The sequence below is a fragment of the Anoxybacillus amylolyticus genome (assembly GCF_001634285.1).
Taxonomy (GTDB): domain Bacteria; phylum Bacillota; class Bacilli; order Bacillales; family Anoxybacillaceae; genus Anoxybacteroides; species Anoxybacteroides amylolyticum.
The window spans coordinates 470,756-494,670 of the sequence record NZ_CP015438.1; the positions used below are offsets into that span (position 1 = coordinate 470,756).

Annotated in this window: 20 protein-coding genes; 13 read left to right on the forward strand and 7 right to left on the reverse strand. The window is 42.4% G+C overall.

Going from position 1 to position 23,915, the window contains the following annotated elements; all coding sequences use genetic code 11:
- Positions 1–55: 55 nt before the first annotated feature.
- Together GFC30_RS02325 and secA2 are read right to left on the reverse strand one after the other, a co-directional pair.
- On the reverse strand, positions 56–928 hold the full coding sequence (locus GFC30_RS02325; protein WP_066322726.1) for an accessory Sec system S-layer assembly protein: 873 nt from the start codon (positions 926–928) through the stop codon (positions 56–58).
- Positions 925–3,309 carry an accessory Sec system translocase SecA2 gene (secA2, locus tag GFC30_RS02330; RefSeq protein WP_066322727.1) on the reverse strand — a complete coding sequence of 795 codons (2,385 nt, stop codon included), beginning with the start codon at positions 3,307–3,309 and terminating at the stop codon, positions 925–927. The genes GFC30_RS02325 and secA2 overlap by 4 nt, the downstream gene beginning before the upstream one ends.
- A 215-nt stretch (positions 3,310–3,524) precedes the next feature.
- Here secA2 and GFC30_RS02335 point away from each other — a divergent pair, with 215 nt between their 5' ends.
- From GFC30_RS02335 to GFC30_RS02395, 13 genes are all read left to right on the forward strand, one after another.
- Positions 3,525–4,607: a glycosyltransferase family 4 protein gene (locus GFC30_RS02335; RefSeq protein WP_066322728.1), complete on the forward strand. Its 1,083-nt coding sequence runs from the start codon at positions 3,525–3,527 to the stop codon at positions 4,605–4,607.
- A gap of 152 nt (positions 4,608–4,759) precedes the next feature.
- A complete protein-coding gene (locus tag GFC30_RS02340) occupies positions 4,760–5,872 on the forward strand; it encodes a DegT/DnrJ/EryC1/StrS family aminotransferase (RefSeq protein WP_066322729.1) in 1,113 nt (370 codons plus the stop codon).
- Positions 5,873–6,039: 167 nt separating this feature from the next.
- Positions 6,040–6,708: a lipopolysaccharide biosynthesis protein gene (locus tag GFC30_RS02345; RefSeq protein ID WP_238583532.1), complete on the forward strand. Its 669-nt coding sequence runs from the start codon at positions 6,040–6,042 to the stop codon at positions 6,706–6,708.
- Positions 6,701–7,714: a Gfo/Idh/MocA family protein gene (locus GFC30_RS02350; protein WP_066322731.1), complete on the forward strand. Its 1,014-nt coding sequence runs from the start codon at positions 6,701–6,703 to the stop codon at positions 7,712–7,714. The genes GFC30_RS02345 and GFC30_RS02350 overlap by 8 nt, the downstream gene beginning before the upstream one ends.
- A 16-nt stretch (positions 7,715–7,730) precedes the next feature.
- A complete protein-coding gene (locus GFC30_RS02355) occupies positions 7,731–9,044 on the forward strand; it encodes a nucleotide sugar dehydrogenase (protein WP_066322732.1) in 1,314 nt (437 codons plus the stop codon).
- Between the two features lie 19 nt (positions 9,045–9,063).
- On the forward strand, positions 9,064–9,795 hold the full coding sequence (locus GFC30_RS02360) for an acyltransferase (protein WP_066322733.1): 732 nt from the start codon (positions 9,064–9,066) through the stop codon (positions 9,793–9,795).
- On the forward strand, positions 9,796–11,229 hold the full coding sequence (locus GFC30_RS02365; protein ID WP_066322734.1) for a lipopolysaccharide biosynthesis protein: 1,434 nt from the start codon (positions 9,796–9,798) through the stop codon (positions 11,227–11,229).
- Positions 11,230–11,259: 30 nt separating this feature from the next.
- Positions 11,260–12,318, forward strand: a complete 1,059-nt coding sequence (wecB, locus tag GFC30_RS02370) for a non-hydrolyzing UDP-N-acetylglucosamine 2-epimerase (RefSeq protein WP_066322735.1) — start codon at positions 11,260–11,262, stop codon at positions 12,316–12,318.
- Positions 12,319–12,330: 12 nt separating this feature from the next.
- Positions 12,331–13,725, forward strand: a complete 1,395-nt coding sequence (locus GFC30_RS02375) for an O-antigen polymerase (protein ID WP_066322736.1) — start codon at positions 12,331–12,333, stop codon at positions 13,723–13,725.
- 9 nt (positions 13,726–13,734) lie between these two features.
- Positions 13,735–14,847 carry a glycosyltransferase gene (locus GFC30_RS02380; protein ID WP_066322737.1) on the forward strand — a complete coding sequence of 371 codons (1,113 nt, stop codon included), beginning with the start codon at positions 13,735–13,737 and terminating at the stop codon, positions 14,845–14,847.
- Complete coding sequence (locus tag GFC30_RS02385) at positions 14,844–15,914, forward strand: glycosyltransferase (RefSeq protein ID WP_066322738.1); 1,071 nt, start codon at positions 14,844–14,846, stop codon at positions 15,912–15,914. Before GFC30_RS02380 ends, GFC30_RS02385 begins: the two co-directional genes overlap by 4 nt.
- Before the next feature lie 3 nt (positions 15,915–15,917).
- Positions 15,918–16,781, forward strand: coding sequence for a UTP--glucose-1-phosphate uridylyltransferase GalU (galU, locus tag GFC30_RS02390; RefSeq protein WP_066322739.1), 864 nt, complete (start codon positions 15,918–15,920; stop codon positions 16,779–16,781).
- Entirely contained in the window at positions 16,781–17,998 is a 1,218-nt protein-coding gene (locus GFC30_RS02395; protein ID WP_066327038.1) for a glycosyltransferase family 4 protein, read from the forward strand. The genes galU and GFC30_RS02395 overlap by 1 nt, the downstream gene beginning before the upstream one ends.
- A 32-nt stretch (positions 17,999–18,030) precedes the next feature.
- On the opposite strand, the gene GFC30_RS02400 is transcribed toward GFC30_RS02395, so the two are convergent.
- From GFC30_RS02400 to GFC30_RS02420, 5 genes are all read right to left on the reverse strand, one after another.
- Positions 18,031–19,359 carry a SpoIID/LytB domain-containing protein gene (locus GFC30_RS02400; RefSeq protein WP_066322740.1) on the reverse strand — a complete coding sequence of 443 codons (1,329 nt, stop codon included), beginning with the start codon at positions 19,357–19,359 and terminating at the stop codon, positions 18,031–18,033.
- Between the two features lie 2 nt (positions 19,360–19,361).
- On the reverse strand, positions 19,362–20,027 hold the full coding sequence (locus tag GFC30_RS02405) for an SH3 domain-containing protein (protein ID WP_066322741.1): 666 nt from the start codon (positions 20,025–20,027) through the stop codon (positions 19,362–19,364).
- Between the two features lie 48 nt (positions 20,028–20,075).
- Positions 20,076–21,893 carry an N-acetylmuramoyl-L-alanine amidase family protein gene (locus tag GFC30_RS02410; protein ID WP_066322742.1) on the reverse strand — a complete coding sequence of 606 codons (1,818 nt, stop codon included), beginning with the start codon at positions 21,891–21,893 and terminating at the stop codon, positions 20,076–20,078.
- A 123-nt stretch (positions 21,894–22,016) separates the two neighbouring features.
- The gene (locus GFC30_RS02415; RefSeq protein ID WP_066322743.1) at positions 22,017–23,051 is read right to left on the reverse strand and encodes an LCP family protein; all 1,035 of its coding nucleotides are present in this window, start codon (positions 23,049–23,051) and stop codon (positions 22,017–22,019) included.
- An 89-nt stretch (positions 23,052–23,140) separates the two neighbouring features.
- A complete protein-coding gene (locus GFC30_RS02420) occupies positions 23,141–23,779 on the reverse strand; it encodes a YigZ family protein (RefSeq protein WP_066322744.1) in 639 nt (212 codons plus the stop codon).
- Positions 23,780–23,915 lie beyond the last annotated feature (136 nt).

Consider the following 23,915-nt stretch of genomic DNA (forward strand, 5'->3'; position numbering starts at 1 on the left):
CATCTTTTTTATTTATCTTTTGCCGGGTAGTTTGGCACATTCGGAGCGTTTACTTTTATTGTTTTGGTGGATATACTCTCCATTTTGTTAAATCCACATCTTCTTTTAGCAATAGAGTAGATGGGAAAATAAACGTCCATGGTTTACTTGTGTTCGCTTTTACTTCGAATTGCTCTAGCTGAAATACCCCTTTGCAGATGACATCCCCATACGCATCTTCAATGACGAGCGGGATTTGCTCGAGCTGAATATGTTTGTCGCTTCCGTTGCGAATAAGCAACGTGACGACTAAATCGCGCTTTTCATTGAGTTTTGCTTCCAGCCCCATAAAGTTAATTTCCCCGACAGAAAGCGGTGGCAACGTTTCAATTAATTTTTGCAAATGTTCGCGCTGTTGTGTGGATAACGCTTGTTCCCAACTTGCTTCTAAATCGAGGCGATGATCTTCTCGCTTTGAGGTTTGTTTTAGTTCAAACGCAATCTTCCACCCTTCCTGTGGAATTTTGTCTACAAGTTTATCTTCCGCTGAGAAGAGAAAGCGCCACGGTCTTGCGGTCATCGGCGGAAGTTCCCCAAAGCTGTCCATCGCAAATGTTCGTTTGGCGATTGCTTGTCCGTTCTCATCTAAAAGCAGCAAATTGATTTGCTCAAACCGGACTGGTTTCGGCAGTGTGCTTCGTAAAAAGGCGACGACAACAAACCCGTCGTTGTATTCAATCAGCTTTATTCCCGAAATGGAAAGTTGATTCGGCTTTAACGGCGGAAGCTGCTGGTGATGAAACTGGTAGACGTATCGCTCCTGCGGGGATACGTCCCAGTCTGGATGGAACGATAGCGTCGTCCTCACTTCCTCGCTCGTTTGTTCTTCCTTATGATCAGGAAGCGTTTCTGTATTCGGTGTTGTTTTTGTTTTTCGTTTAAAAATCATTCCGTATCCTCCTCATTGCCGTCTAACTCAAATTGGTTTTTGACGTAGTTCATAAAGCGAATCGAAATATTGGCTTGAATTTCTTGCTGGAGACGGATGAACTCATGAAACGCCTCGATTTCAAATAGGCGGTACGGATCTTCTTGGGCGTATCCGCGCAAATGAATGCCGTCCTTTATGTTAGTGATCGTATCGAGATGACGGATCCAGTCCGAATCGATTGTTTGAATCATAAAGCGTTTAAGTTGGGCGGCAAGCGATTCGTCGTCTTTAAGTGTGAATAAATCTTCTTTTAGTTTCTCATATTCTTCGAAAACGATTTGCTCGATTTGCTCTTCTTCTAGTTCTTTTAAGTCGTCGATTGTTTTATGGAAACGCAAAAATACGAACGTCAACTCTTCATGCAAGCCTTTTATATTCCATTCCTCGTAAAAAACGTCCGGCAAGCAATATTTTTCGATTGTTTGTGTTAAGTAGTTTTTGATATACTCAAGCACTTCTGCCATCATCTCTGTTGGTGCGCACGCTAAAATACGGTCACGCATTTGGTAAATAATTTTACTTTGCCGGTCGATGATAGAGTCAAGTTTTAATAAATGGGCGCGAGCAGAATAGTGCGCGTGTTCGACTGTTTCTTGCACTTTGCGAACAAATTTTATTGGGTCTGGGGAAATAACGAGTCCCTCTTCATTTGTTTTCACTTTGCTAAGCCATTTTTCTAACTCTTCTTTATCATACGATTTGAATAGTTCATCTTCTAACGAAATGATAAATTGTGAAGAGCCAGGGTCTCCTTGACGTCCCGCACGACCGCGAAGTTGCATATCGATGCGGTTGCTTTCATGGCGTTCGGTACCAATAATATGCAATCCGCCAAGTTCTGCGACGCCTTCTCCTAATAAAATATCGGTTCCTCGTCCTGCCATGTTAGTTGCGATCATCACTTGCCCTTTTTGGCCAGCGAGGGCAATGATTCGCGCTTCATCTTCTTCCGTTTTTGCGTTCAACATTTGGTGTTGGATGCCATGTTTCGTTAAATGCTTCGACAATCGTTCCGACTGTGCGATCGATGTCGTTCCGATTAAGACAGGGCGACCGATATCGTGCATTTTTTTTACTTCAGCAACAATTTTTTTTGCTTTCGCTTCATATGTGCGATACACAAGATCGTCCATGTCGACGCGGCGCCGCGGTTTGTTCGTCGGGATGGCGACGACATGCAAGTGATATGTGTCCCAAAACTCGTCTTTCGATGGAGTTGCGCTTCCTGTCATGCCGCACAATTTCTCGTACATGCGGAAGTAGTTTTGGATGGTAATCGTTGCTTGCACGTCGTTTTCTTCTGTAATCTCCACGCCTTCTTTCGCTTCAATCGCTTGGTGAAGCCCATCGCTGAACGTCCGCCCTTCCATAATGCGCCCAGTGAATTGATCGACAAGAAGTATTTTTCCGTCTTTGACGATGTAATCAACGTCGCGCTTCATAATTACAAACGCGCGCAGCGATTGCATAACGTTATGCAATAATGCTTGATGCTCGGCATCGTATAAGTTGCCAATGCCAAACGCTCGTTCAATTTTCGCTGCTCCAGCATCGGTTAAAAAGAGTTGCTTTGTTTCTGGATACAATTCGTAATCTTCGTCTCGCTTAAATTGCCGAACGATTTGTGCGGTGACTTGAAACAATTCGGCACCAATGCTCGATTTGTTTGCGATAATAAGCGGTGTGCGGGCTTCATCGATTAAAATGCTGTCAATTTCATCGACGATGGCGTAATGAAGCTTGCGTTGCACTTTCTCGCGAATATCATAGACCATATTGTCGCGCAAATAATCGAAGCCAAACTCCGTTCCTGTTCCGTATGTAATGTCCGCTTGATACGCTTCTTTTTTCTCTTGCGGGGAGATTTGTGAAACGTTTAGACCGACAGATAATCCTAAAAATTCGAACACTTTTCCCATTTGTTCTCGGTCGCGTCGCGCTAAATATTCGTTGGCGGTAATAATATGCACCCCTTTTCCTTCAAGGGCGTGCAAATAACTCGGAAGCGTCGCAACTAACGTTTTTCCTTCTCCCGTTTGCATTTCAGCAATATTTCCTTCATGTAAAACGAAACCGCCGATGAGCTGTACATCATAATGACGGAGCCCAAGCACGCGTTTTGCCGCTTCGCGCACGACAGCGAACGCTTCGATTTTTAAACCATCTAATGTTTGTCCTTGCTCGAGCCGTTCTTTAAACTCCATCGTTTTTGCTTTCAGCTGTTCATCGCTTAACGAAGCAATGTGCGCTTCTTGTTCATTCACTTTGTCAACAAGCTTGCGCAACCTTTTGATATCGCGGGCACTTTCGTTAAACAGCTTTTTTACTTTTGTTAGCATAGTTCCCTCTCCTACTTAAATTCATTCCTAGACGAATTATAACATACTATGGCAAAAAGCAACTGCATGGAATTGTATTAGGAAAAAAATACAAATATCCATTCGATCATCCAAACTTGCCGAATGTTTTGAAGCAAAAAAAGATTGATTTACGTCGCTTATGTGGTAACATAAAAATGATGTGTAACTATTTATAGGTCAAAGGTGATCTGTTTATGAACATGCAAGCAATTTTGGCGTTTTTTGTGTCATTTGTGACAGTTATTGCCGTGACGCCTTTGGTGATAAAGTTTGCGATTAAAATCGGTGCAATCGACAAACCGAATGAACGAAAAGTGCATACGCGCATTATGCCGCGTCTCGGGGGATTGGCGATTTTTATTGGTGTCACTATTGGTTATTTTGTTGGAGGAGTTTACCACGAGAAAGTGACAGGCATTACGGTTGGTGCCATCTTAATCGTTTTGATTGGGATGCTTGATGATTTGTACGAGCTTTCGCCAAGGGTCAAATTTCTCGGGCAGTTGTTGGCGGCGTGCCTCGTCGTCGCGTCAGGTTTAAAGGTGGAGTTGCTTTCTATTCCATTTATAGGTAAATTTGATATAGGACTATGGAGTTATCCAGTGACTGTTTTTTGGATTGTTGGCATTACGAACGCAATTAATTTAATTGACGGCCTTGATGGTCTTTCGGCAGGTATTTCTGCTATTGGGATTGCGACGATTGCTACGCTAGCTGGAATGGCTGGGAAAATGTTGATTTTCACCTTATCCCTTATTATATTAGGTAGCATTCTTGGGTTTTTATTCTACAACTTCCATCCAGCGAAAATTTTTATGGGCGATACAGGCGCGTTATTTTTAGGGTACGCCATCTCTGTATTGTCGCTTCTTGGTTTGTATAAAAGTGTGACGTTGTTCAGCTTTGTTGTGCCTGTTATTATTTTAGGGGTACCAATTTTCGATACGACATTTGCAATTATCCGTCGTATCGTCAACAAAAAACCGATTTCAGCGCCCGATAAATCGCATTTGCACCACCGATTATTAGCGCTTGGGTTTTCGCATCGAAACACGGTGCTACTTATTTACTGCTTTGGCATTATGTTTGGCATTAGTGCAATTTTATTTTCTTCGTCGACACTATGGCAATCGGTGTTAATTCTTTTCGGGTTGCTCATTTTAGGAGAAGTATTAGCAGAAGTAATCGGACTTGTCAACGAACAGTACAAGCCGTTTATGACAATCGTTCGCAAACTTGTTCGCGGCGGAAGAAAAGTATATGGCGATCACCGATAAATAACAGGTTGACCGTTTGTGTCTTTCGTAGGTACAAACGGTTTTTTCGATAACAATATACGAATTTTGTCAAAAAAGAGCACTATATTAAGAAAAAAATGTGATAAACTAAACGTGTTATCAATCGATACCAACTTATTGGAGGAATTTTCATGAAAGTACCAATGTTAGACTTAAGCGAGCAATATCAACGTTTACGTACCGAAATGTTAACGGTATTAGACGAAGTAATGAGCTCGTCGCGTTTTATTTTAGGCGACCATGTTAAAAAGTTAGAAAACGACGTCGCAGCCTACAGTAACGTCAAGCATGGCATTGGCTGCGGGAATGGAAGCGATGCGATACATATAGCGTTACAGGCCATTGGTGTAGGGCCTGGGGACGAAGTGATTACAACGCCATTTACATTTTTCGCAACAGGCGGTGCGATTGTCCGCGCAGGCGCGAAACCGGTATTTGTCGATATTGACCCAGTGACGTTTAATATCGATCCGGCAAAAATTGAAGAAGCGATTACCGAAAAAACAAAAGCAATTCTTCCAGTTCATTTATATGGTCAAATGGCCGATATGGATCCGATTGTTGAAATTGCTAATAAACGCGGACTTTTTATCATTGAAGATGCTGCGCAGGCGATCGGCGCGAAATATAAAGGGAAAAATGTTGGGGAACTTGGTACGGCGGCAACGTACAGCTTTTTCCCAACGAAAAATTTAGGTGCTTACGGGGACGGCGGTATGATCGTGACGAACGATGAGGAAATTGCAGAAAAATGCCGCGTCATTCGTGTGCATGGAAGCAAACCGAAGTATTATCATCACGTCTTAGGATACAATAGCCGCTTAGACGAAATGCAAGCAGCGATTTTAAATGTGAAATTCCCGCACTTAAATGAGTGGTCGGAATTGCGTCGTGAACGCGCGGCAACGTATACGCACCTCTTAAAAGAAATGCTTGGTGACGTTGTCGTAACCCCAGTAGAAGTGGATGGTCATTACCATGTGTTCCATCAATATACAATTCGTGTACCGAAACGCGACGAGCTACAAGCGTTCTTAAAAGAAAACGGAGTATCGACAATGGTGTACTATCCGCTTCCGTTGCATTTACAGCCAGTATTCCAAGAGCTCGGCTATAAAGAAGGAGACCTTCCTGAAGCGGAAAAAGCAGCAAAAGAAGCTGTATCATTGCCGATGTTCCCAGAGTTGAAAGTAGAGCAACAACAATACGTTGTCGAGAAAATTGTGGAGTTTTATAAAAAGTAATAGAAGGAGAAAACGTCGCCGCTTGCGTGCAGGGGGCGTTTTCTTACTGAATACCTGAAGATACGAAAATAGTTAGAATAAGGACGGTGAGTCTTTTGTCAGCGGAAAAACAAAGGTTCGTGCTATACGAATATCTTTCGTATTTTTGGAACAAGAGAATTTGGTTTGTGATTATTCCACCGGTGACGGCACTACTAGTGTTTTTCGGTGTACAACTTGTGTTGAACCATGCTAAATATACGGGGAAAGCGCTCGTGTTTACAGGATCGATTAACGTATCAGATTTAACAAACCCAGATAATATTATGGCGCAACTGCCGAGCGTGAAAAATACTGTGGATATTGTGGTACCGGAAGAAAAATATGTAAAAATCACGGTAAAAGGAAATGATGAAAAAAGTGTGGAACAAGATTTGCGTACGATTGTTGCGGATTATAACGAAAAACTGCAAAGACATTCGAAAGAACGGCTTGCTGTAACAAATACGTACTTGAGCTCGTTAGACGAGCGGGCGAAAACATTGCAAACATGGATTGACCGCTATAACAAAAAGCTCAATTCATCGTCTCTCACCCCTCAGCAAATCGAAAGCATAACCGATTTGCTAGTGGAGGCGCAAAACGATTTAACGAAAACGATGGAAACGGCAAATCGTGTTCGAGGCGATTTAGCATTTTATGAAAATCCATCGGTTCTTTCCGAAGTAGTCGCTCCATCGAAATCGTATGCAAAAGAAGCAGTGGCAAGTGGTCTTGTATTAGGCGTGTTTTTGACCTTTATTTTCCTTACTTTGATGAAGTATGTGTTTGATGCTAGGAGGTACTATCATGGTTAAATTTGCAATTGTCGGGATGGGGCACATCGCCAAAAAACATATTGAAGCAATTGAAAACACCGAAGGAGCGGTGCTTGCCGCGGTGTGCGACACAAACCCAGAGCGTTTAACGGGACTTCCCGCGGAAGTGAAAACATATACCGATTTAGAAACGATGTTAAAAGAAAATGAAGATATTGCTGTAGTTAACATATGCGTACCTTCTGGGCTCCATGCGAAGCTGACGAATATTGTAGCAAACCATAAACGCCATATCATTGTCGAAAAGCCAATGGCGTTAAAAGTAGAGGACGCGGAGGAAATGATTCGCGTGGCGAAAGAAAATGGTGTGAAGCTGGCAGTTGTTCATCCAAACCGCTTCCGCCCTGCTATTCAAAAATTAAAACAAAAAATGGAAGAAGGGGCGTTCGGGAAGTTGAGCCATGCTAACGCCACCGTTCGATGGAATCGCAACCAAGCGTACTACGACCAAGCATCGTGGCGTGGGACGAAAGAATTTGATGGCGGCGTGCTGATGAATCAAGCGATTCATGACCTTGATTTAATGCTTTGGTTAATGGGACCAGTGGAATCCGTGCAAGCGATGGTGACGACAAGGCTGCGCAATATTGAAACAGAAGATGTGGCGGCAGCAGTCGTTCAATTTAAAAATGGAGCGCTCGGAGTCATTGAAGCGGCTACCACGATTTATCCGAAAAACTTAGAAGAATCTATTGCGATTTTCGGTGAAAAAGCATCGGTAAAAATTAGTGGTCGAACAGCGAATTTTATTGAGACATGGGATATCGAAGGAGTAACAGAAGAAGAAAAAGCACAAGTCATCGCCGAGATTAACAACGACCCGTTTGGGAAACCAGGGCATCAGTGCATTGTGGAAGATATGATTCAAGCGATACGAGAAGATCGCGAGCCGATTGTAACAGGAGAAGACGGTCTTGCGCCTGTGAAGCTTATTTTAGCGATTTTAGAATCAGCAGAAACAGGAAGAAAAGTTACACTATCATAAGAAAGGGACGGTCACAATGAACTATTATGAACAATTGTTAAATAAAATTGAGAAAAAAGAGGCAGTTATCGGAGTAGTCGGGTTAGGATATGTCGGCTTGCCGCTTGCAGTGGAAAAAGCAAAAGCAGGTTTTAAAGTCATTGGTTTTGATATTCAACAAAGCCGAGTAGACCAAGTAAATAGCGGCATTAACTATATCGGTGATGTCGTCGATGAAGATTTACATGAAATGGTGAAACAAGGCTATTTACAAGCAACAACTGACTATGCACGCATTGCGGAAGTGGATGCGGTAGCGATTGCCGTGCCAACGCCGCTTGATGAGCATCATCAGCCAGATACGTCCTATGTTGAAAGCTCGGCAAATGAGATTGCGAAATATGCACACGAAGGTATGTTAGTTGTACTTGAATCTACGACATACCCTGGTACGACAGAAGAAATTGTTAAGCCAGCATTGGAGAAAAAAGGACTGGTCGTTGGAGAAACGGTATTCGTTGCTTACTCTCCAGAGCGCGTCGATCCAGGGAATAAAGTGTTTAAAACGAAAAACACACCAAAAGTAGTTGGTGGCGTGACAGAAAAATGTACGAAAGTGGCTTCTGCTCTTTATCGTTCGGTACTTGAAGGCGATGTCCATGAAGTATCGAGTCCAGCGGTCGCCGAAATGGAGAAAATTTTTGAGAACACGTTCCGCCATATTAATATCGCCTTAGCAAACGAGATGGCGATTCTTTGCGAACGAATGGGCATCGATGTGTGGGAAGTCATTGAAGCAGCGAAAACGAAACCGTACGGCTTTATGGCATTTTATCCAGGACCTGGATTAGGGGGGCATTGCATCCCGATTGACCCGTTCTATTTAACATGGAAAGCGCGCGAATACAACTATCATACGCGCCTGATTGAATTGGCAGGCGAAATTAACAACGCGATGCCTGAATACGTCATCCATCGTATGATGCACATTTTAAACGAGGAAGGAAAAGCACTTCGTGGTTCAAAAGTGACTGTGCTAGGGGTTGCGTATAAAAAAGACATTGACGATGTGCGCGAGTCTCCAGTATTAAAAATTGTCGAGCTATTAGAGCAACATGGAGCGGAATTTACGGTCGTTGACCCATATGTTCCATCGTTCCGCGCGTGCAACCGCGTCATTGAAACAGTGGCACTTACACCAGAATTGTTGCAGCAGTCTGACATCGTACTCATTACAACTGACCATTCGACCTTTGATTATGAAATGATTGCGCAAAACAGCCCTGTCATTTTCGATACGCGCAACGCGTTAAAAGATGTGGAAAAACCGAACAAGTACGTAAAACTATAACGATGAGGAGAAAAGACAAATGAACTTTATTGATCCTTCAGTTATGCTTGACGAAACGGTAGAAGTCGGTTATTTTACGGTCATTGAAAAAGGAGTAACAATCGGAAAAAATGTCATCATCGGCAACCGCGTGACAATTCATGAAGGAACGGTCATTGGCGACGGCACGACTGTCGCCGATGGAGCGGTGCTCGGGAAGCCGCCAAAACCAGCAAAAACGAGTACTGTCAAACTTACCGGGGACGTCCCTGCACTGGTGATTGGTGAAAATTGTACGATTGGTGCGAATGCGGTCATTTATCGCGGTGCGGTAATTGGAGCAAATACGCTCGTAGCAGATTTAGCAAGCGTGCGGGAAAACGTGGAAATCGGCGAGTACGTCATTGTGGGGCGTGGAGTGTGTGTCGAAAACTATGTAAAAATCGGCGATCGAACAAAAATTCAATCAAACTCTTATATTACGGCATATTCGACGTTAGAAGATCACGTATTTATCGCTCCGTGCGTCACCACGACAAACGACAATTACATGGGGCGGACGGAAGAACGATTTTCGAAAATTAAAGGTGCCACGATTAAACGCGGTGCACGTGTAGGTGGTGCCTCCATTATTTTGCCAGGAATTACAATTGCCGAAGAAACGTTTGTCGCTGCAGGGGCGCTCGTGACAAAAGATACGGAGCCGAAAACAGTCGTTAAAGGGCTTCCAGCGAAATTCAGCAAAATGGTGGATGAACGGGAGTTGTTATAATTGCTATCACAAATTAAGCGTTTAGGAGCGGATTCGCTCCTTTACGCATTCATGAATGTAGGCACTAAATTGATTGCGTTTGTGATGTTGCCGGTGTACACGAGTTTTTTATCGAAGACGCAATACGGAGTAGTGGATATTTTAGATCGGCTGACATCGATGTTAACGTTTTTAGTGATTTTCGGGACAGATTCTGCTTTATCGTTTTACTATTACGATACGAAAGATAAGAATAAGCGGCTGTTGTATGTGCAAAACGTCATGTATTTCCGGCTGTTTGTTGTTGCAGTGTTATTTTTGCTTGTTGTCATTGCTGGTCCGTGGTTTTCGGAAAAAATATTAGAAAATCCACACTATGTCGATTTGCTGTATGTTAATTTATTGACGTTGTTGTTAGATACAATTTTCGTCGTGGCAACGACGGTGATGCGCTTCGAGTTTCAAACGAAAAAAGTAGTCTTGTTTACTGTGTTGAAAATGTTGCTTGTCGCGATTCTTTCGTATATCGCACTGAAATTTTGGACCCCAACTCCAGGTGCATTATTTATCGGAAGATTAATAAGTAGCGTTGTGTTGTTTATCATGATGTTGCGCATGACATGGAACTATTTGAAGTTTCGTATCGAATGGTCAGTATTAAAAGAGTTGTTGGCGTATGCCGCTCCTTTAGCACCGACATCAATTGCGTTTTGGGTAATTGCCAATTCAAGCACGTTTTTCATCCAACAGTTTGCTTCGCTCGCAGAGGTTGGTGTGTTTGGGGTTGCGCTTCGTTTAGCGATGATGATTACGCTGATTACAAGCGGGGTGCAGATGGCATGGCACCCGTATGCGATGTCAGTAAAAGATAAGGAAGATAGCCCATATATATTTTCTAAAATTTATATAGCGCTATTGCTTTTAGGGCTTGTTGGTGTGATCGCGATAGCGACAGTTAGTCCGTGGGTTATGAGAACATTCTTTACCGCTGACTATTATGAAGCGTATCCATATATTCCTTTTTTATCATGTGTTACTTTTTTAAACTTCTATTACTTAATTATTTCAGTCGGTCTGTTCTTTAAAAAAGAAACGAGCTATATTACCCAGATATTTACAATCGCAGCAGTTCTTAATATATTGTTAAATTTCGCTCTCGTACCATTTTTTATCAACTGGGGAGCAGTAATTGCTAACGTCGCCACATACGTCTTTGCTGTATTGTTCATCTTTCGAAAAAGCCAACAAGTATACTACGTGCCTGTGTCATTTGCGAAAATGGCTTTTTTATTTGCGAATATGATGGTTAGCACCGTTGCTATTGTGTATGTGCAGGAAAAGCACATGAATATGTTATTTATCTTAGGTAGTTGGGTTTATTTTCTTGCAATGGTAGCTATAAGCCGTGTCGATCGTGATTTTCGACAACAAGCGGCGGTGGAAAATGTGTCATAATGGAAATGCTAACGATGAGGAGGATGGGTTATGAAAATTGTTACTATTTTAGGGGCGCGACCACAGTTTATTAAAGCAGCTCCTGTATCACGCGTCTTGCGAAAGAAACATACAGAAATTATCGTTCACACGGGCCAACATTACGATGCGAACATGTCGGATATTTTCTTCGAGGAATTGAACATTCCAAAACCAGACTATCATCTTGGAGTCGGCTCGGGTACGCATGGCAAACAAACGGGAGAAATGATGATTAAATTAGAAGAAATTGTTTTAAACGAGCAACCGGATTATGTGCTCGTCTATGGCGACACGAATTCCACCCTTGCTGGGGCGCTTGTTGCTGCGAAACTCCATATCCCTGTGATTCATGTAGAAGCAGGCTTGCGCAGCTTTAACAAAAAAATGCCAGAAGAAATTAATCGAATCATGACAGACCATGTATCGGAATTTTTATTCTGCCCGACAGATACCGCGGTAGAGAATTTAAAAAACGAAAATATTACTCGCAACGTCTTGAACATCGGTGATGTCATGTACGATGCAGTGTTATACAATAAAGAATTGGCGCAAGAAAAATCAACGATTCTTGCTGATCTTCGATTAGAGGCAAAGCAATATCATCTTATTACTATCCATCGTGCAGAAAATACAGACGATGTCCAAAATATGAAAAATATTTTGGAAGCATTTGCGCAAATCGAAGAAGTGAAAGTATGGCCGATGCACCCGCGCACGAAGCATAAGCTAGCATCTTATGGATTACGCGTTGATACGATTCCCAACTTAAAAGTGATTGAACCGGTCGGATATTTGGACATGTTGACATTAGAATGCAATGCCAAAAAAATTATTACTGACTCGGGCGGTGTGCAAAAAGAAGCATATTTTATGCAAGTTCCATGCGTCACGGTACGCGAACAAACGGAATGGGTCGAAACGTTAGAAACAGAAGCAAACATTCTTGTAGGGACAGATGTAGAAAAAATTGTCGCTGCCGTGAAAAAAGATGTTCGTCCCGTATATTCCGAGGTATTTGGCGACGGGAAAGCAGCGGAAAAAATCGTTGAGGCAATTGAGCACGTCTAAGGGTGCAGTAGTATGTTATACGTTGTTATTTGGTTAATCGTATTAGTAGTGTCGACGGGATTATTTCGCTATGTATCCGGCAGTTTGTCGGTTGTAAAACCAAATCTTGTGTCGCTTGTGTATTATTATTCGCTACTTATTTCTAGTTTTATCGGCTCTTTATTGATTGTGCTAGGAATCGATCATTACTATATGACGGAAAAATTATTTCGACCGGAAGAGTACCGAGTGATTGGGTTTGCAGTGGTTTGTTTCGTCATGGTCTGTTTGCCGCTTGCGATGCTATTTATTTCGCAAGTATGTGGCTTTCATCCGAAGCATGAATTTCATCGATATTTAAAGAGCCCTGTTCAACCAATAGGAGCCAATGGAAATGAGTTTTTTTATTGGTTTCTTGTTTTATCGATTGTAAGTATATTGGCGATTTTATATACGATTTGGAAGACCCCACAAGTGCCTATTTTCGCACTGCTGATAGGGCATGGGGACACAAGTTTAGCAGAACTGCGAATTGCTGCTTCGATGCATTTTAAAGGAAATGTATTGTTTCGCAACATTTTTGCTCTTTCCTTAACCCCGTTGTTGTCGCTAATAGCATACATTTTTGCCGTGTTTACAAATGAAGCACGTTGGAAGTTGTTATTTCTTATTTTGTTTGCCGGTGCTGTTTTCGTTAATATATATGACTTGGCGAAATCACCGATCTTCTTCTATTTGATTATGTTTTTGCTTGTGCGCATTTACATTGGAAAAACGAAATTATCGTCCGCAAAAGTGTTGGCGTATGGTATAGTCGGTGGTATCGCTTTGGTTGGAATGTATATTATTATTCAAGGAGTACATGATGCTGAATCGTTTTTGTCCTATAATAAAGGACCAATTGGTCGGATGATTTTCGCGCAAATTGCCCCGACATTTTTGCATTTAAATTTATTTGGGGAGGCGCTTCCATTTTTGCATGGAAGAAGCTTACCTTCCATTTTAACAAATTTATTTGACGTTGATAACGTTCGCTCTGCTCGAATGGTGATGGCACACGTGTTTCCAGAGCGGATTGAAGACGGCACAGGCGGGGTGCTTAATACGTTGTTTGTAGCGGAGGCATACGCGAACTTCGGTTATCTTGGAATCATCGTCGGTACGGTTTATATCGGGATAATGATTCAGCTGTTATACATTTGTTTTCTTCGTTTGCCGAAAAACCCAGTTTTTGTTAGTTTGTTTATTTATTTTTCTGTCAACATTCCACGAACGATTGTGGGCGGATTTACGGACTTTTTATTTAATCCGATTTGGGTGTTGCTTGTCATACTTTTTGGTGGAATCGTGCTGTTTTTGCGCGTAAAAGAAGACGTCTGGCTATGGTTTGAAAAAAGAGGGATGTTGAAAAAAATTCGTGTTCGATGAGGGATTGAGATGAAAAAGGTGCTCGTCTATTATCCGTTTGCACTTGCGGAGCAAGCAAACAGCGGTTCCAAACTAAGACCGCACGAAATGTACAAGGCGTTTTGCGAATGGGGAACCCGAAATGGAATAAGCATATTGTTTATTTCTGGAACGTCAGCCGAACGAGAGAAGCAATTTCGTCAGCTCGTCCATAGCGGGGAACTAGAAGATATTTGGTTTTGCTATATGGAAAACCAAACGATTCCGTTATGGTTGACAGACCCAGGACATAGGCCGCAAAAACCGTTCATCGACTGGACGGTATTGCGCTACTTAAAAAAACGAAACGTGCCTGTCGGCGTGTTTTACCGGGACGTCTATTGGAAATTCGACGAGCTTTACCCGTTAAAAGGGTGGAAAAAGAAAGTGATGCAAACAATTTATCGGTTAGAAGAGCGGTTTTATGAAACATATTGCGATGTCGTTTTTTTGCCAAGCAATGAAATGGGAAAATACGTAGCCATTAACCGCCCAATGACCGACCTTCCGCCGGGGGGGAAACAACGGACGATTCAAAGAGAAAAACGAAAAGAATCTGTTGCGTCGAGCGTATACGTCGGGGGCATTAACAATGAAGATTATGGGTTGTTTTTGCTTCTTGATGCATTAGAGTTAGTGAATGAACCAACATCGCTTCTTCATTTAACCATTGTGTGCCGGAAAAATGAGTACGAAGCGTTGCCAGAGGAACAAAAAGCTCGTATTCGCCGTTTAGGCGTCGATGTCCAACATATTAGCGGTGCCGAGCTGGATCAGTTATACGAGCAAATGGATTTTGCGTTTATTCCTCGCTTGCGCAGCGAATACAACGATTTCTCCGTACCGGTAAAGCTCGTGGAATATTTATCGAATGAATTGCCGGTAGTGGCGACGAATTGCTTAGCGCAACAGCGATTTATTGAAGCGGATGAGTATGGGGTTGTTTGTGAAGATCATCCGCACTCCATGGCTGAAGCGATTCGCACGATGATTAAACGAAGCGAATATTATCGCCAGCGAATTTTGGAAACATTTATGAAAAAGCACTCTTGGCTTGCGAGAGTTGAAAAAGTGAAGCAAACGTTAACGAGGGAGGACACATGAAAGTAGCGCTGTTAGCCCCAAGCAAATCGATTCACACTCATAAATGGGCCTTGTTTTATCAGCAACAAGGCATTGATGTCAAAGTGATTACGTTTAAAGATCATTATTCGCCAGAGAATGCGAAAGAAGTCGAAACATGGGTATTGCCAAAGTGGTTTCCCGGGAAATTATCCTATATTTCGAGCGTATTCGCCTTAAAAAAACAGCTTGCTTCGTTCCAACCCGACATTTTACACGCTCATTACGTGTCGAGTTATGGATTTGTCGGGGCGTTAGCCCATTATCACCCTTTTTACGTTTCGGTGTGGGGACGGGATATTTACCAATTTCCGCAGCAACGTGCTGTTAATCGCACTATCGTGGAGTTTACGTTGAAAAAAGCGGATGTGATTTGTTCGACAAGCCGTGTGATGGCAGCGGAAACGAAAAAATATACGAATAAGTCTGTGGAAGTGACGCCGTTTGGTGTGGATTTGTCGATTTTTCGCCCGATGGAAAGACAGAAAAAGGATACGGTGACGATTGGAACGGTAAAAGCTCTTTCCGATAAATACGGCATCGCTGATTTAATTAAGGCGTTTGCAATTATTTATCAGCGATATCCGCAGACGGATTTGTTAATTGTCGGAGACGGACCACAGCGCGAGCAGTATGAGCGGTTAACAGAAACGCTTGGCATTCGTCAAGTTACGACATTTACAGGACGTGTGCCAAATACCGAGGTGCCCAACTATATTAATAAAATGGATATTTTTGCTGTGCCGTCCACAGAAGATAGTGAAAGTTTTGGAGTGGCGGCTGTAGAAGCGATGGCGTGCGGAGTTCCAGTCGTTGTCTCCAATGTTGGTGGGCTTCCCGAAGTGGTGAAAAAAGATGTGACGGGTTTGATTGTCGAGAAAGAAAATCCTGAAGCGTTAGCGGCGGCATTCCAAAAACTTCTGGGTGATACAGATCTTCGTCACCGAATGGGGAGAAGCGGCATACAACATGTGAAAGAACATTATGATTGGATCGATAATGCGAATGGCATGTTGAAATTATATGAAAAAACGTTGAACGGGGTGTGAGAGATGATCAAAAAAGCGGTCATTCCCGCAGCGGGATTAGGAACGCGCTTTTTACCGGCAACAAAAGCGCAGCCGAAAGAAATGTTGCCGATTGTCGATAAGCCGACCATCCAATACATTATTGAAGAAGCCGTCCATTCAGGAATTGAAGATATTATTATCGTGACAGGTCGCAATAAACGGGCGATTGAAGATCATTTTGATAAGTCTGTAGAATTGGAAATGTTGCTAGAGCGGACGGGCAAACATGATATGCTGAAAATTGTCGAGTCCATTTCGAACTTAGTAGATATTCATTATGTTCGACAAAAAGAGCCATTAGGGTTAGGACATGCGGTATTGTGCGCGAAAAAATTTATTGGAAATGAACCGTTTGCTGTGCTATTAGGAGATGACATTATTGACAGCGATGTTCCAGCATTAAAACAAATGATTGATCAATACAACCGCGTTCAATCAAGCGTGCTTGGCGTAAAAGATATTCCACGCTCGGAAGTGAATAAATACGGAATTGTGGATTATGACGGACAAAACGGAGAATTGTTTGCCGTGAAAGGATTAGTAGAAAAACCGTCGATCGAAAAAGCACCTTCTACACAGGCAATTATCGGTAGATATATTTTAACTCCTGCGATTTTTGAGATGCTTGAAGGAGTGCAACCGGATGCGAAAGGAGAAATTCAATTGACCGACGCCATTGACCGGTTGCTTTCGAAAGAATCGATTTATTCGTACATCATTAAAGGAACTCGGTATGATGTGGGGGATAAGTTTGGATTTTTGCAAGCCTCGATTGATTTTGCATTAAAGCGCCCAGATTTAAAACATAAATTAGAACATTATTTACGGGAAAAATTGCAGCCATGATGCGAATTATTTATTTATGTCAACATTTCCCACCAGAAACGGGCGCACCGCAAATTCGGGTGTATGAGGTTAGTAAAGAGCTAATCAAACGCGGACATCAAGTGGAGGTGTTGACGGCGTTCCCACATCATCCGAAAGGGGTTATTCCAGAAGAGTACCGCGGGATGTTTTATTTATTTGAGGAATGGGACGGCATTCCCGTTCATCGGACGTGGATTTACCCATCGCCAAAAGGTAGTTTTTGGAAAAGACTGGCGTCGTATTTTTCATTTACATTTAGTTCCTTTTATTCGCTTTGGAGGGCGAAACCGACTGATGTGATCATTTGTAATTCCCCACCACTATTTTTGGGGATTACTGGATATATTGGTGCAAAATTAAAGCGAGCGAAGTTTGTATTCAACGTAGCCGACATTTGGCCGGAATCAGCGGTCGAATTAGGAATTTTAAAAAATAAAACGTTCATTCGGATGGCAACATGGCTTGAACATTTTTTATATAAAAAATCATGGAAAATCGCGACGGCAACGGAAGGCATTCGCGAGTATATGATCAAACATGGAAAACCGGCGAAAGATGTATTTTTATTGCCAAACGGCGTCAATACCGACGTGTTTCGCCCGCTTCCAAAAAGCGAAGCGCTCGTTAAAGAGATTGGATTAGAGGGGAAAATCGTCTTTACGTATGCTGGAACGATGGGGTATGCCCAAGGGCTAGATGCCGTGTTAGAGGCAGCAGCTTTGTTGAAAAACGAGCACCCGAACGTTCACTTTTTATTTGTCGGAGACGGGCAAGAACGGGAGAAGTTAATGAAAATGAAAGAAGCTCTTCAGCTGGATAACGTGACCTTTTACGGCTCAGTGCCAGTTGCGAAAATGCCGGAAATTTTTTCGATTTCGGATTACAGCATTGTTTCGCTGCGTAACATTGATTTATTTAAAGGAGCGCGTCCATCAAAAATTTTCCCAGCGCTTGCGACAGGTACGCCAGTACTTTATTGCGGAGAAGGCGAGAGTGCGCAAATTTTATTGACGCATCACTGCGGGCGAATTGCGCCGCCAGAAAATCCAGAAGGAATTGCAGCGGAAATTCGCAACTTGCTTTCTATTTCCATTGAAGAATATAAGACGATGTCAGAGAACGGGAGAAAATTAGCTGTTGAGGAATATTCGTGGATTCGCATTGTGGATGATTTACTACAACATCTTTCAGAATAGAAAGAGAGCCTAGGGTGATCGCCTAGGCTCTTTTATTTAGAAACAACAGCCCCTTTGAAGTAGTATTGCAAAATTTGTTCGGCTTTCCATCCGCGTTCTGCAAACGCTTTTGCTCCGTATTGGCTCATGCCAATGCGATGTCCCCAACCTTTTCCATTAACAGTGACCGAAGTGACGGTACCAATTGAGGAAGGAATAGTAGTTACCCCATCCGCCGTTTGTACTTGGACGTTTCCTGCATCTGAAATTGATTGAACGCCGACTGCCGTTTGGACTTGCTGTCCAGTTAATGAATATAAAGGTGTTTTCCCAGCCACCGTTTGTACGTATAACCCACCGTCTTTATTAACCGTAATGGTAAACCAGTTCGAGAGCAGTTTGTTGTAATAGCGAGTATCGTTAATTGGAAATAGACTACGAATGGTACTTTCGTTGCCACTAATCGTTTTCTCCCCAGCAGAAGTCATTACGGTAACTGCTCCAACTTCGCCGTTTACCCCTTTTTTCGTAATCGATACGTCGTATAAAACGGTGGAAGGGTCAGTAAAACCGAACGACTGTAAAATAGTAGATGGTGTAAACGAAAATGACCAGTTGCTATGAGGCGATGATTCGTACGGATCACTCACGCTTGTAAGGTAAGGGAATAAGGTTTGGTTAGAGTTCCATACGTCGCCAACATTCGCTGTTTTCCCACCGCTTGTCGAGTGGAAAAACGCTTGAATGACTTGACCGTTATATTTGACATACAGTCCTTTCGTTTCATCTACTGCTTGATTAGTGCTGTCTTTTTCGCTACTATATCCCCCGTATACTTGTGTGTTTGGGTTAGTAGTTAATGTGCCTTTTGTTTTTTCCGCATAGCTTCTTGCGGCAATGGCTTGCGCTTTTAATGCTTCTTTTGGCCAAGAAGACGGCATTTCATTTGGTACGACTCCTTTTAAATAATCTTCCATGTCGAGTATATTAATCACTTGCAGTTTGTTGGTTTGGCTTTTAATGTCCGCACTGCCTCGATAGAATATGTTGTTTACTTTGAGCAAGGAAAGGGCATACACTCCTTTTGTTTCTTGAATTGTAAACCCAAGCGTCGAGGTATAAGTTGATGTCCCATAAGAAACAACAATGCCTGTTGGTGTGTATTGAACCTCCAACGTCGTGTTTGTACTTAACGGTGTAATCGCACCGTTTTGTTTATTAAAAAGCTGATAGTTTCCATTAATAAAAATAGAAACGGAGTTTCCTTGATAGACAAGGACATTGACAGGATTGGCGTATGTTACGACTTCCATTGCTTTTGGCCAAACAGGAAGTGCAAAGAAAACAATGCTGGCAAACAGAAACGACAGAAGGTGTTTCATCGTTACTTCACCTCGCCTAAATATCCGGCCATCCAGCCTCTTTTCCCATTGTTTGTTTGCACGTTATACCATATTTCGCCTTGGGTATTTGTAAATGATTGAATGAATAGCAGCATCGCTCCACGCTCGACCGTTTCGATTATTGGATAAGACGTGCTTGCCCCTTTTCGGATGTTTGTTTTCGCAATGGTGACGACTGTTTTTTGGTTACTGATTGCAGTGCCTTTGGTTATCGACACATCGCTGTATGACACCCATCCTTTTACTGTCGACGAAGCTTGCACATAATACCATACTCCTTGTGAAGAGGAGAGGGCGCTAATGACTTTTAATGATTCGCCTGCGTTTTTATAGGCAACGATTTTGTAAGATGTGCTTGCTCCGCTGCGGACAGCTGTTTTGCTTTTTGCTGCATAAACAGTCGACGGCAACGCTGCTTGTTTCGCTAACTGTTGTTTTAAGCTGTCAATTTCTTTTTGTTGGGCATCAATTTTTGATTGTAAAGTAGCTATCTGAGTTTTCAGTGGATTTAATTGAGCAGTTACCCAATCGACACTAGCTAAAATGACTTCTTCCGACGCTTTCATGACTGTCGGAGTGAAAAAAATCGAACCTGTGACGATTCCGATGGTTAGTCCGAGAGAAATCGTCCATTTTTTTGCGTTCATCGCAAACCCTCCCCCATGTGGTTAAGTATTTTTTGCCTGAGCGACGTGTTAAAAGTTATTAAAATATTGCTCGAGTCCTTGGCGGATACCAACCGCTGCCTTTTGAAGAAACGCTTTCGTTTTTAGTAATGCTTCTTCATTTGGGTTAGACACATATGCTAATTCTACAAGAATACTAGGTAGCTCATTTTTTCGATTCACATAAAATTTTTGTTCTTTATAGCCCCGGTTTGGTGTTTTCAGTTGAGCAACGAGCGACTGCTGTACATATTGCGCTAACGTTTTGCTTTTCGGCCCGTTAAAATTAGTAGTGACGTTGTAGTACGTTGTCGTTCCTGTTGATGTTTTAGCATAAGAGTCTGCATGGATGCTAATAAAGGCATCGTAATCCGAATTGTTCGCGATGGCTGTCCGTTCAAATAATTCAAGGAAAACGTCTGTGCTTCGTGTTAATGTAACGATGGCGCCAGCTTTTTCTAATTCTTCTTTTAACAGCAATGCAGTATTTAACGTAATCTCTTTTTCTTTTAAACCAGTTGGACCAATAGCACCCGTGTCATGTCCGCCATGCCCCGGGTCTACAATAATTTTCTTTCCTTTTAAGCCTGTTTGAATGATTTTAATCGATAGACGATCGCTGTAATTTCGAATCGTGAACGTATATCCTGGCGAAAATGTCACGATGATAGAAGTACCTGTTTGCTCAATAGACTGTATGCCGTCAACCGAAAATGCTGGAATATTAGCATACGAAAACGCTCCGGTAATTTTTAGACGATTGCCAGACAATACGGTATACGATACGTTAAAATTGTTCGTTTTTTTCCATTCTAAGTAGCGATCTCCCTCGTTGTTCTTGATCATCGGTGCAGTAAGACGATTAACAGCAACAGGAGAAACATTTTCTTCTAGTACCCAGCCTCGTATTCCAGAAGGCGTTTCCACATACAACCATTCGTCCTCATTGTATAGAGACAGGAGACGATCGTTTATGTTTAACATCTGTATTGGCTCGTCTTCTAACGTTCGGTTGTTTTGGAGTGGAACAGCCGCGTTTTTCGCGTACACATATTTAGGAACTTTGTAGTTTAGTTCAAACTGTGGAAGCCAACCAACAGTCCCAGACGACGTAGAGACTTTTACCCAGTTGAACAAGGAGTCGATAGCTGTGTCTAGCACAGTGACTTGATCATTTTTTTGGACACTTCCAACAACGGTAGCGCTTAGAGAAGGAGCGCTGTAAAGAGTAGCCATGTTGGTGATGACAGTTTTTTTGGATGATGTTGTACTGTCAGATGGTGACGATGTAGTTGTGCTAGCCTTGACAACCGTTTCATGCACCCATCCCGTTTGATTGTTAGAGAGTACGACTTTATACCACTTCCCGCCTTTGGCATCCTTGGAAATAGCGACTGCTTTTAGTACTGTTCCTTTTTTGAGTTGGGTCAGCACTTTGGCGTTTGTCGAAGGACTTTGACGAACGTTGGCAACGGAAACGTTAATGGATAATTGAGCAGCGATCGGTTTTTCGCTGCTTAGCCGCGAGTTTTTTACGGCAGTAGTTGTTTTTGCATTAGAAGCGATAGTTTTCACGACTGTTTCGTGCATCCACCCAGTTTTATTGTTAGCGAGCACGATTTTATACCATTTCCCGCCTTTCGCATCCGTCAACACAGAAACAGCTTTTATTGCTGTTCCTTTTTTTAATTTGGTCACTATTTTTGCGCTTATTGTCGGATTTTGCCGGACATTTGCCACAGAAACTTTTACCGATAAAGGATAGGTCTTTGTCGCCGCTTCCGCGGAAGCAAACGTTGAACCTAGCAAACTAGCTGCAATCATCGTAGAAGCAATCCACTTTTTCACGCTATCCCTCCGTACCTTAATATTCTCTTATTTTTATAGTAACCGATTTTTGTCGAAATTTCCAATCGGAAGAAAGTGCTAAAAGGGTCCTATGACTGAGGACCCTTTCCATTAAAAAACTATTTAATTAGAAGTTTTGGAATTTTGTTCGCTACTATTTTGTGTATAAGAGGTGTTTGTGTCTTTTTGTAATGCTTGTTTTAATGTTTCGTTAATTTCCGCCACCGATTGTTCATCTGGAATGTAGTAGTAAATATGGTCAATGAAATCGTTATACCCTTTTAAATGTAGATTTTCCACAGGGACATCTTTCATTTTTTTGTATAAGTAAATAAACGACAACAAATCAGAAGGTGGAATATTTGTTCGGACGTTGTCCCCTAAGTTGGCAATCACGTCATCAAGCTTCGGCAGAGAAGTGATTGACGTACTTTTGTCAATAATGGCTCTGAGAACTTGTTTTTGCCGTTCGTTTCTCCCTAAATCTCCTTTAGGATCGGATTTTCGCATTCGTACGTATGCAAGCGCTTGGTTTCCGTTAAGCTCCATTTCCCCTTTATGGAACGTATACCATTTTAATGATCTTGTCAGTTGAGCTTTAAAAGTAAATGGTACATCGACTTTCACTCCGCCAAGCGAGTCAACGATTTGTTCAAATCCTTCAAAATTTGTTGTAATATAATAATCAATCGGCACGTCAATTAATTCGTTGACCGCGGCAATGGTTGCTTCAATGCCGCCATAGCTGTACGAGTGCGTAATTTTATCTTTTCGCCCTTCTGCTGGAATGTAGACACGCGTGTCGCGCGGAATGCTTAGCACGTACACTTTTTTCGTTACCGGATTAACGGTTAACAACATAATAACGTCTGAGCGCCCTTTTTCATCATGGTATTGATTTTCGACACCAACGAGCAAAATTGTCATCGGGTCTTTTTTAATCTCAATGTTTTCATGGGGCTTCTTTTTCAATTTGGAAACATCTAAGGCAGCATATATTTTTTCGCTCGCTCGTTTCGCTTCGGAATAGATTTGGTAGGCGAAAACACTTCCGATACCAATGAGCAGCAAAAGGACAATCAAAAGAAAAGAGCGAAATCTTTTGTTTTTTTTCTTTTTCTTTTTAACAGTTTTCCTGTTTGTTCTTGAATCAATCATAAAAACCCTCTTTTCGGTTGAGAATCGGTCAATGTTTGTACCATCCTCCCATTTTATAAAAAATGAAAGATGGAGTAAATATCCTTTTTCTAAAGTGTTACTTCATTCTCCAAATACTCTGCCATTCCTTCGACAATCTCCACCCTCCCGTTCGTCAAATCGGTGATCCAGTCGATGAACGGTTGTTTGGCAGTTTCTTCGACGAATACGTCGATCTCGACGCGTTCGAGGTAACGGATGGCTTTGATTGGATAAATGGATGCGCGAAGCTCGTTTTCGACTTTGCCAAGCCACGGGTAGTCGATGGTTAGGCGCATGATGCGCATGAGACGGCGTTCGACGATGCCCGCCGCCTTTAGTCCTTCGGAAACGGCTTTGCTGTAAGCGCGGACAAGCCCGCCGGCACCAAGCTTAATGCCGCCAAAGTAGCGCGTGACGACAGCGACCGTATCTTTCAATCCTTTTTTCTTTAATACGTCAAGCATCGGAACACCGGCAGTGCCGCTCGGTTCGCCATCATCGTTTGCTTTTTGAATATGGTCGTGTTCGCCAATGAGGTAGGCCGAGCAGTTATGCGTCGCATCCCAATGTCTTTTTTTAATCGTTTGAATGAATTGTATTGCTTCTTCTTCTGTCGTCGCCCGATTGACATAACAAATGAATCGCGATTTTTCCATCACGATTTCTGCTTCCCCGTACCCTTTGACAGTGTAGTACATTGGCAACAAACGAAAAACACCCCTTATCGGCAACGTTCGACATTGCGACTTTTGTTCGAATGAAGAAAAATGTCTATTTTCCTAATCTGTCCATAGAAAAACGTGCTATACTAAAAATACACGCATAAAACGGCGATAAAAACAA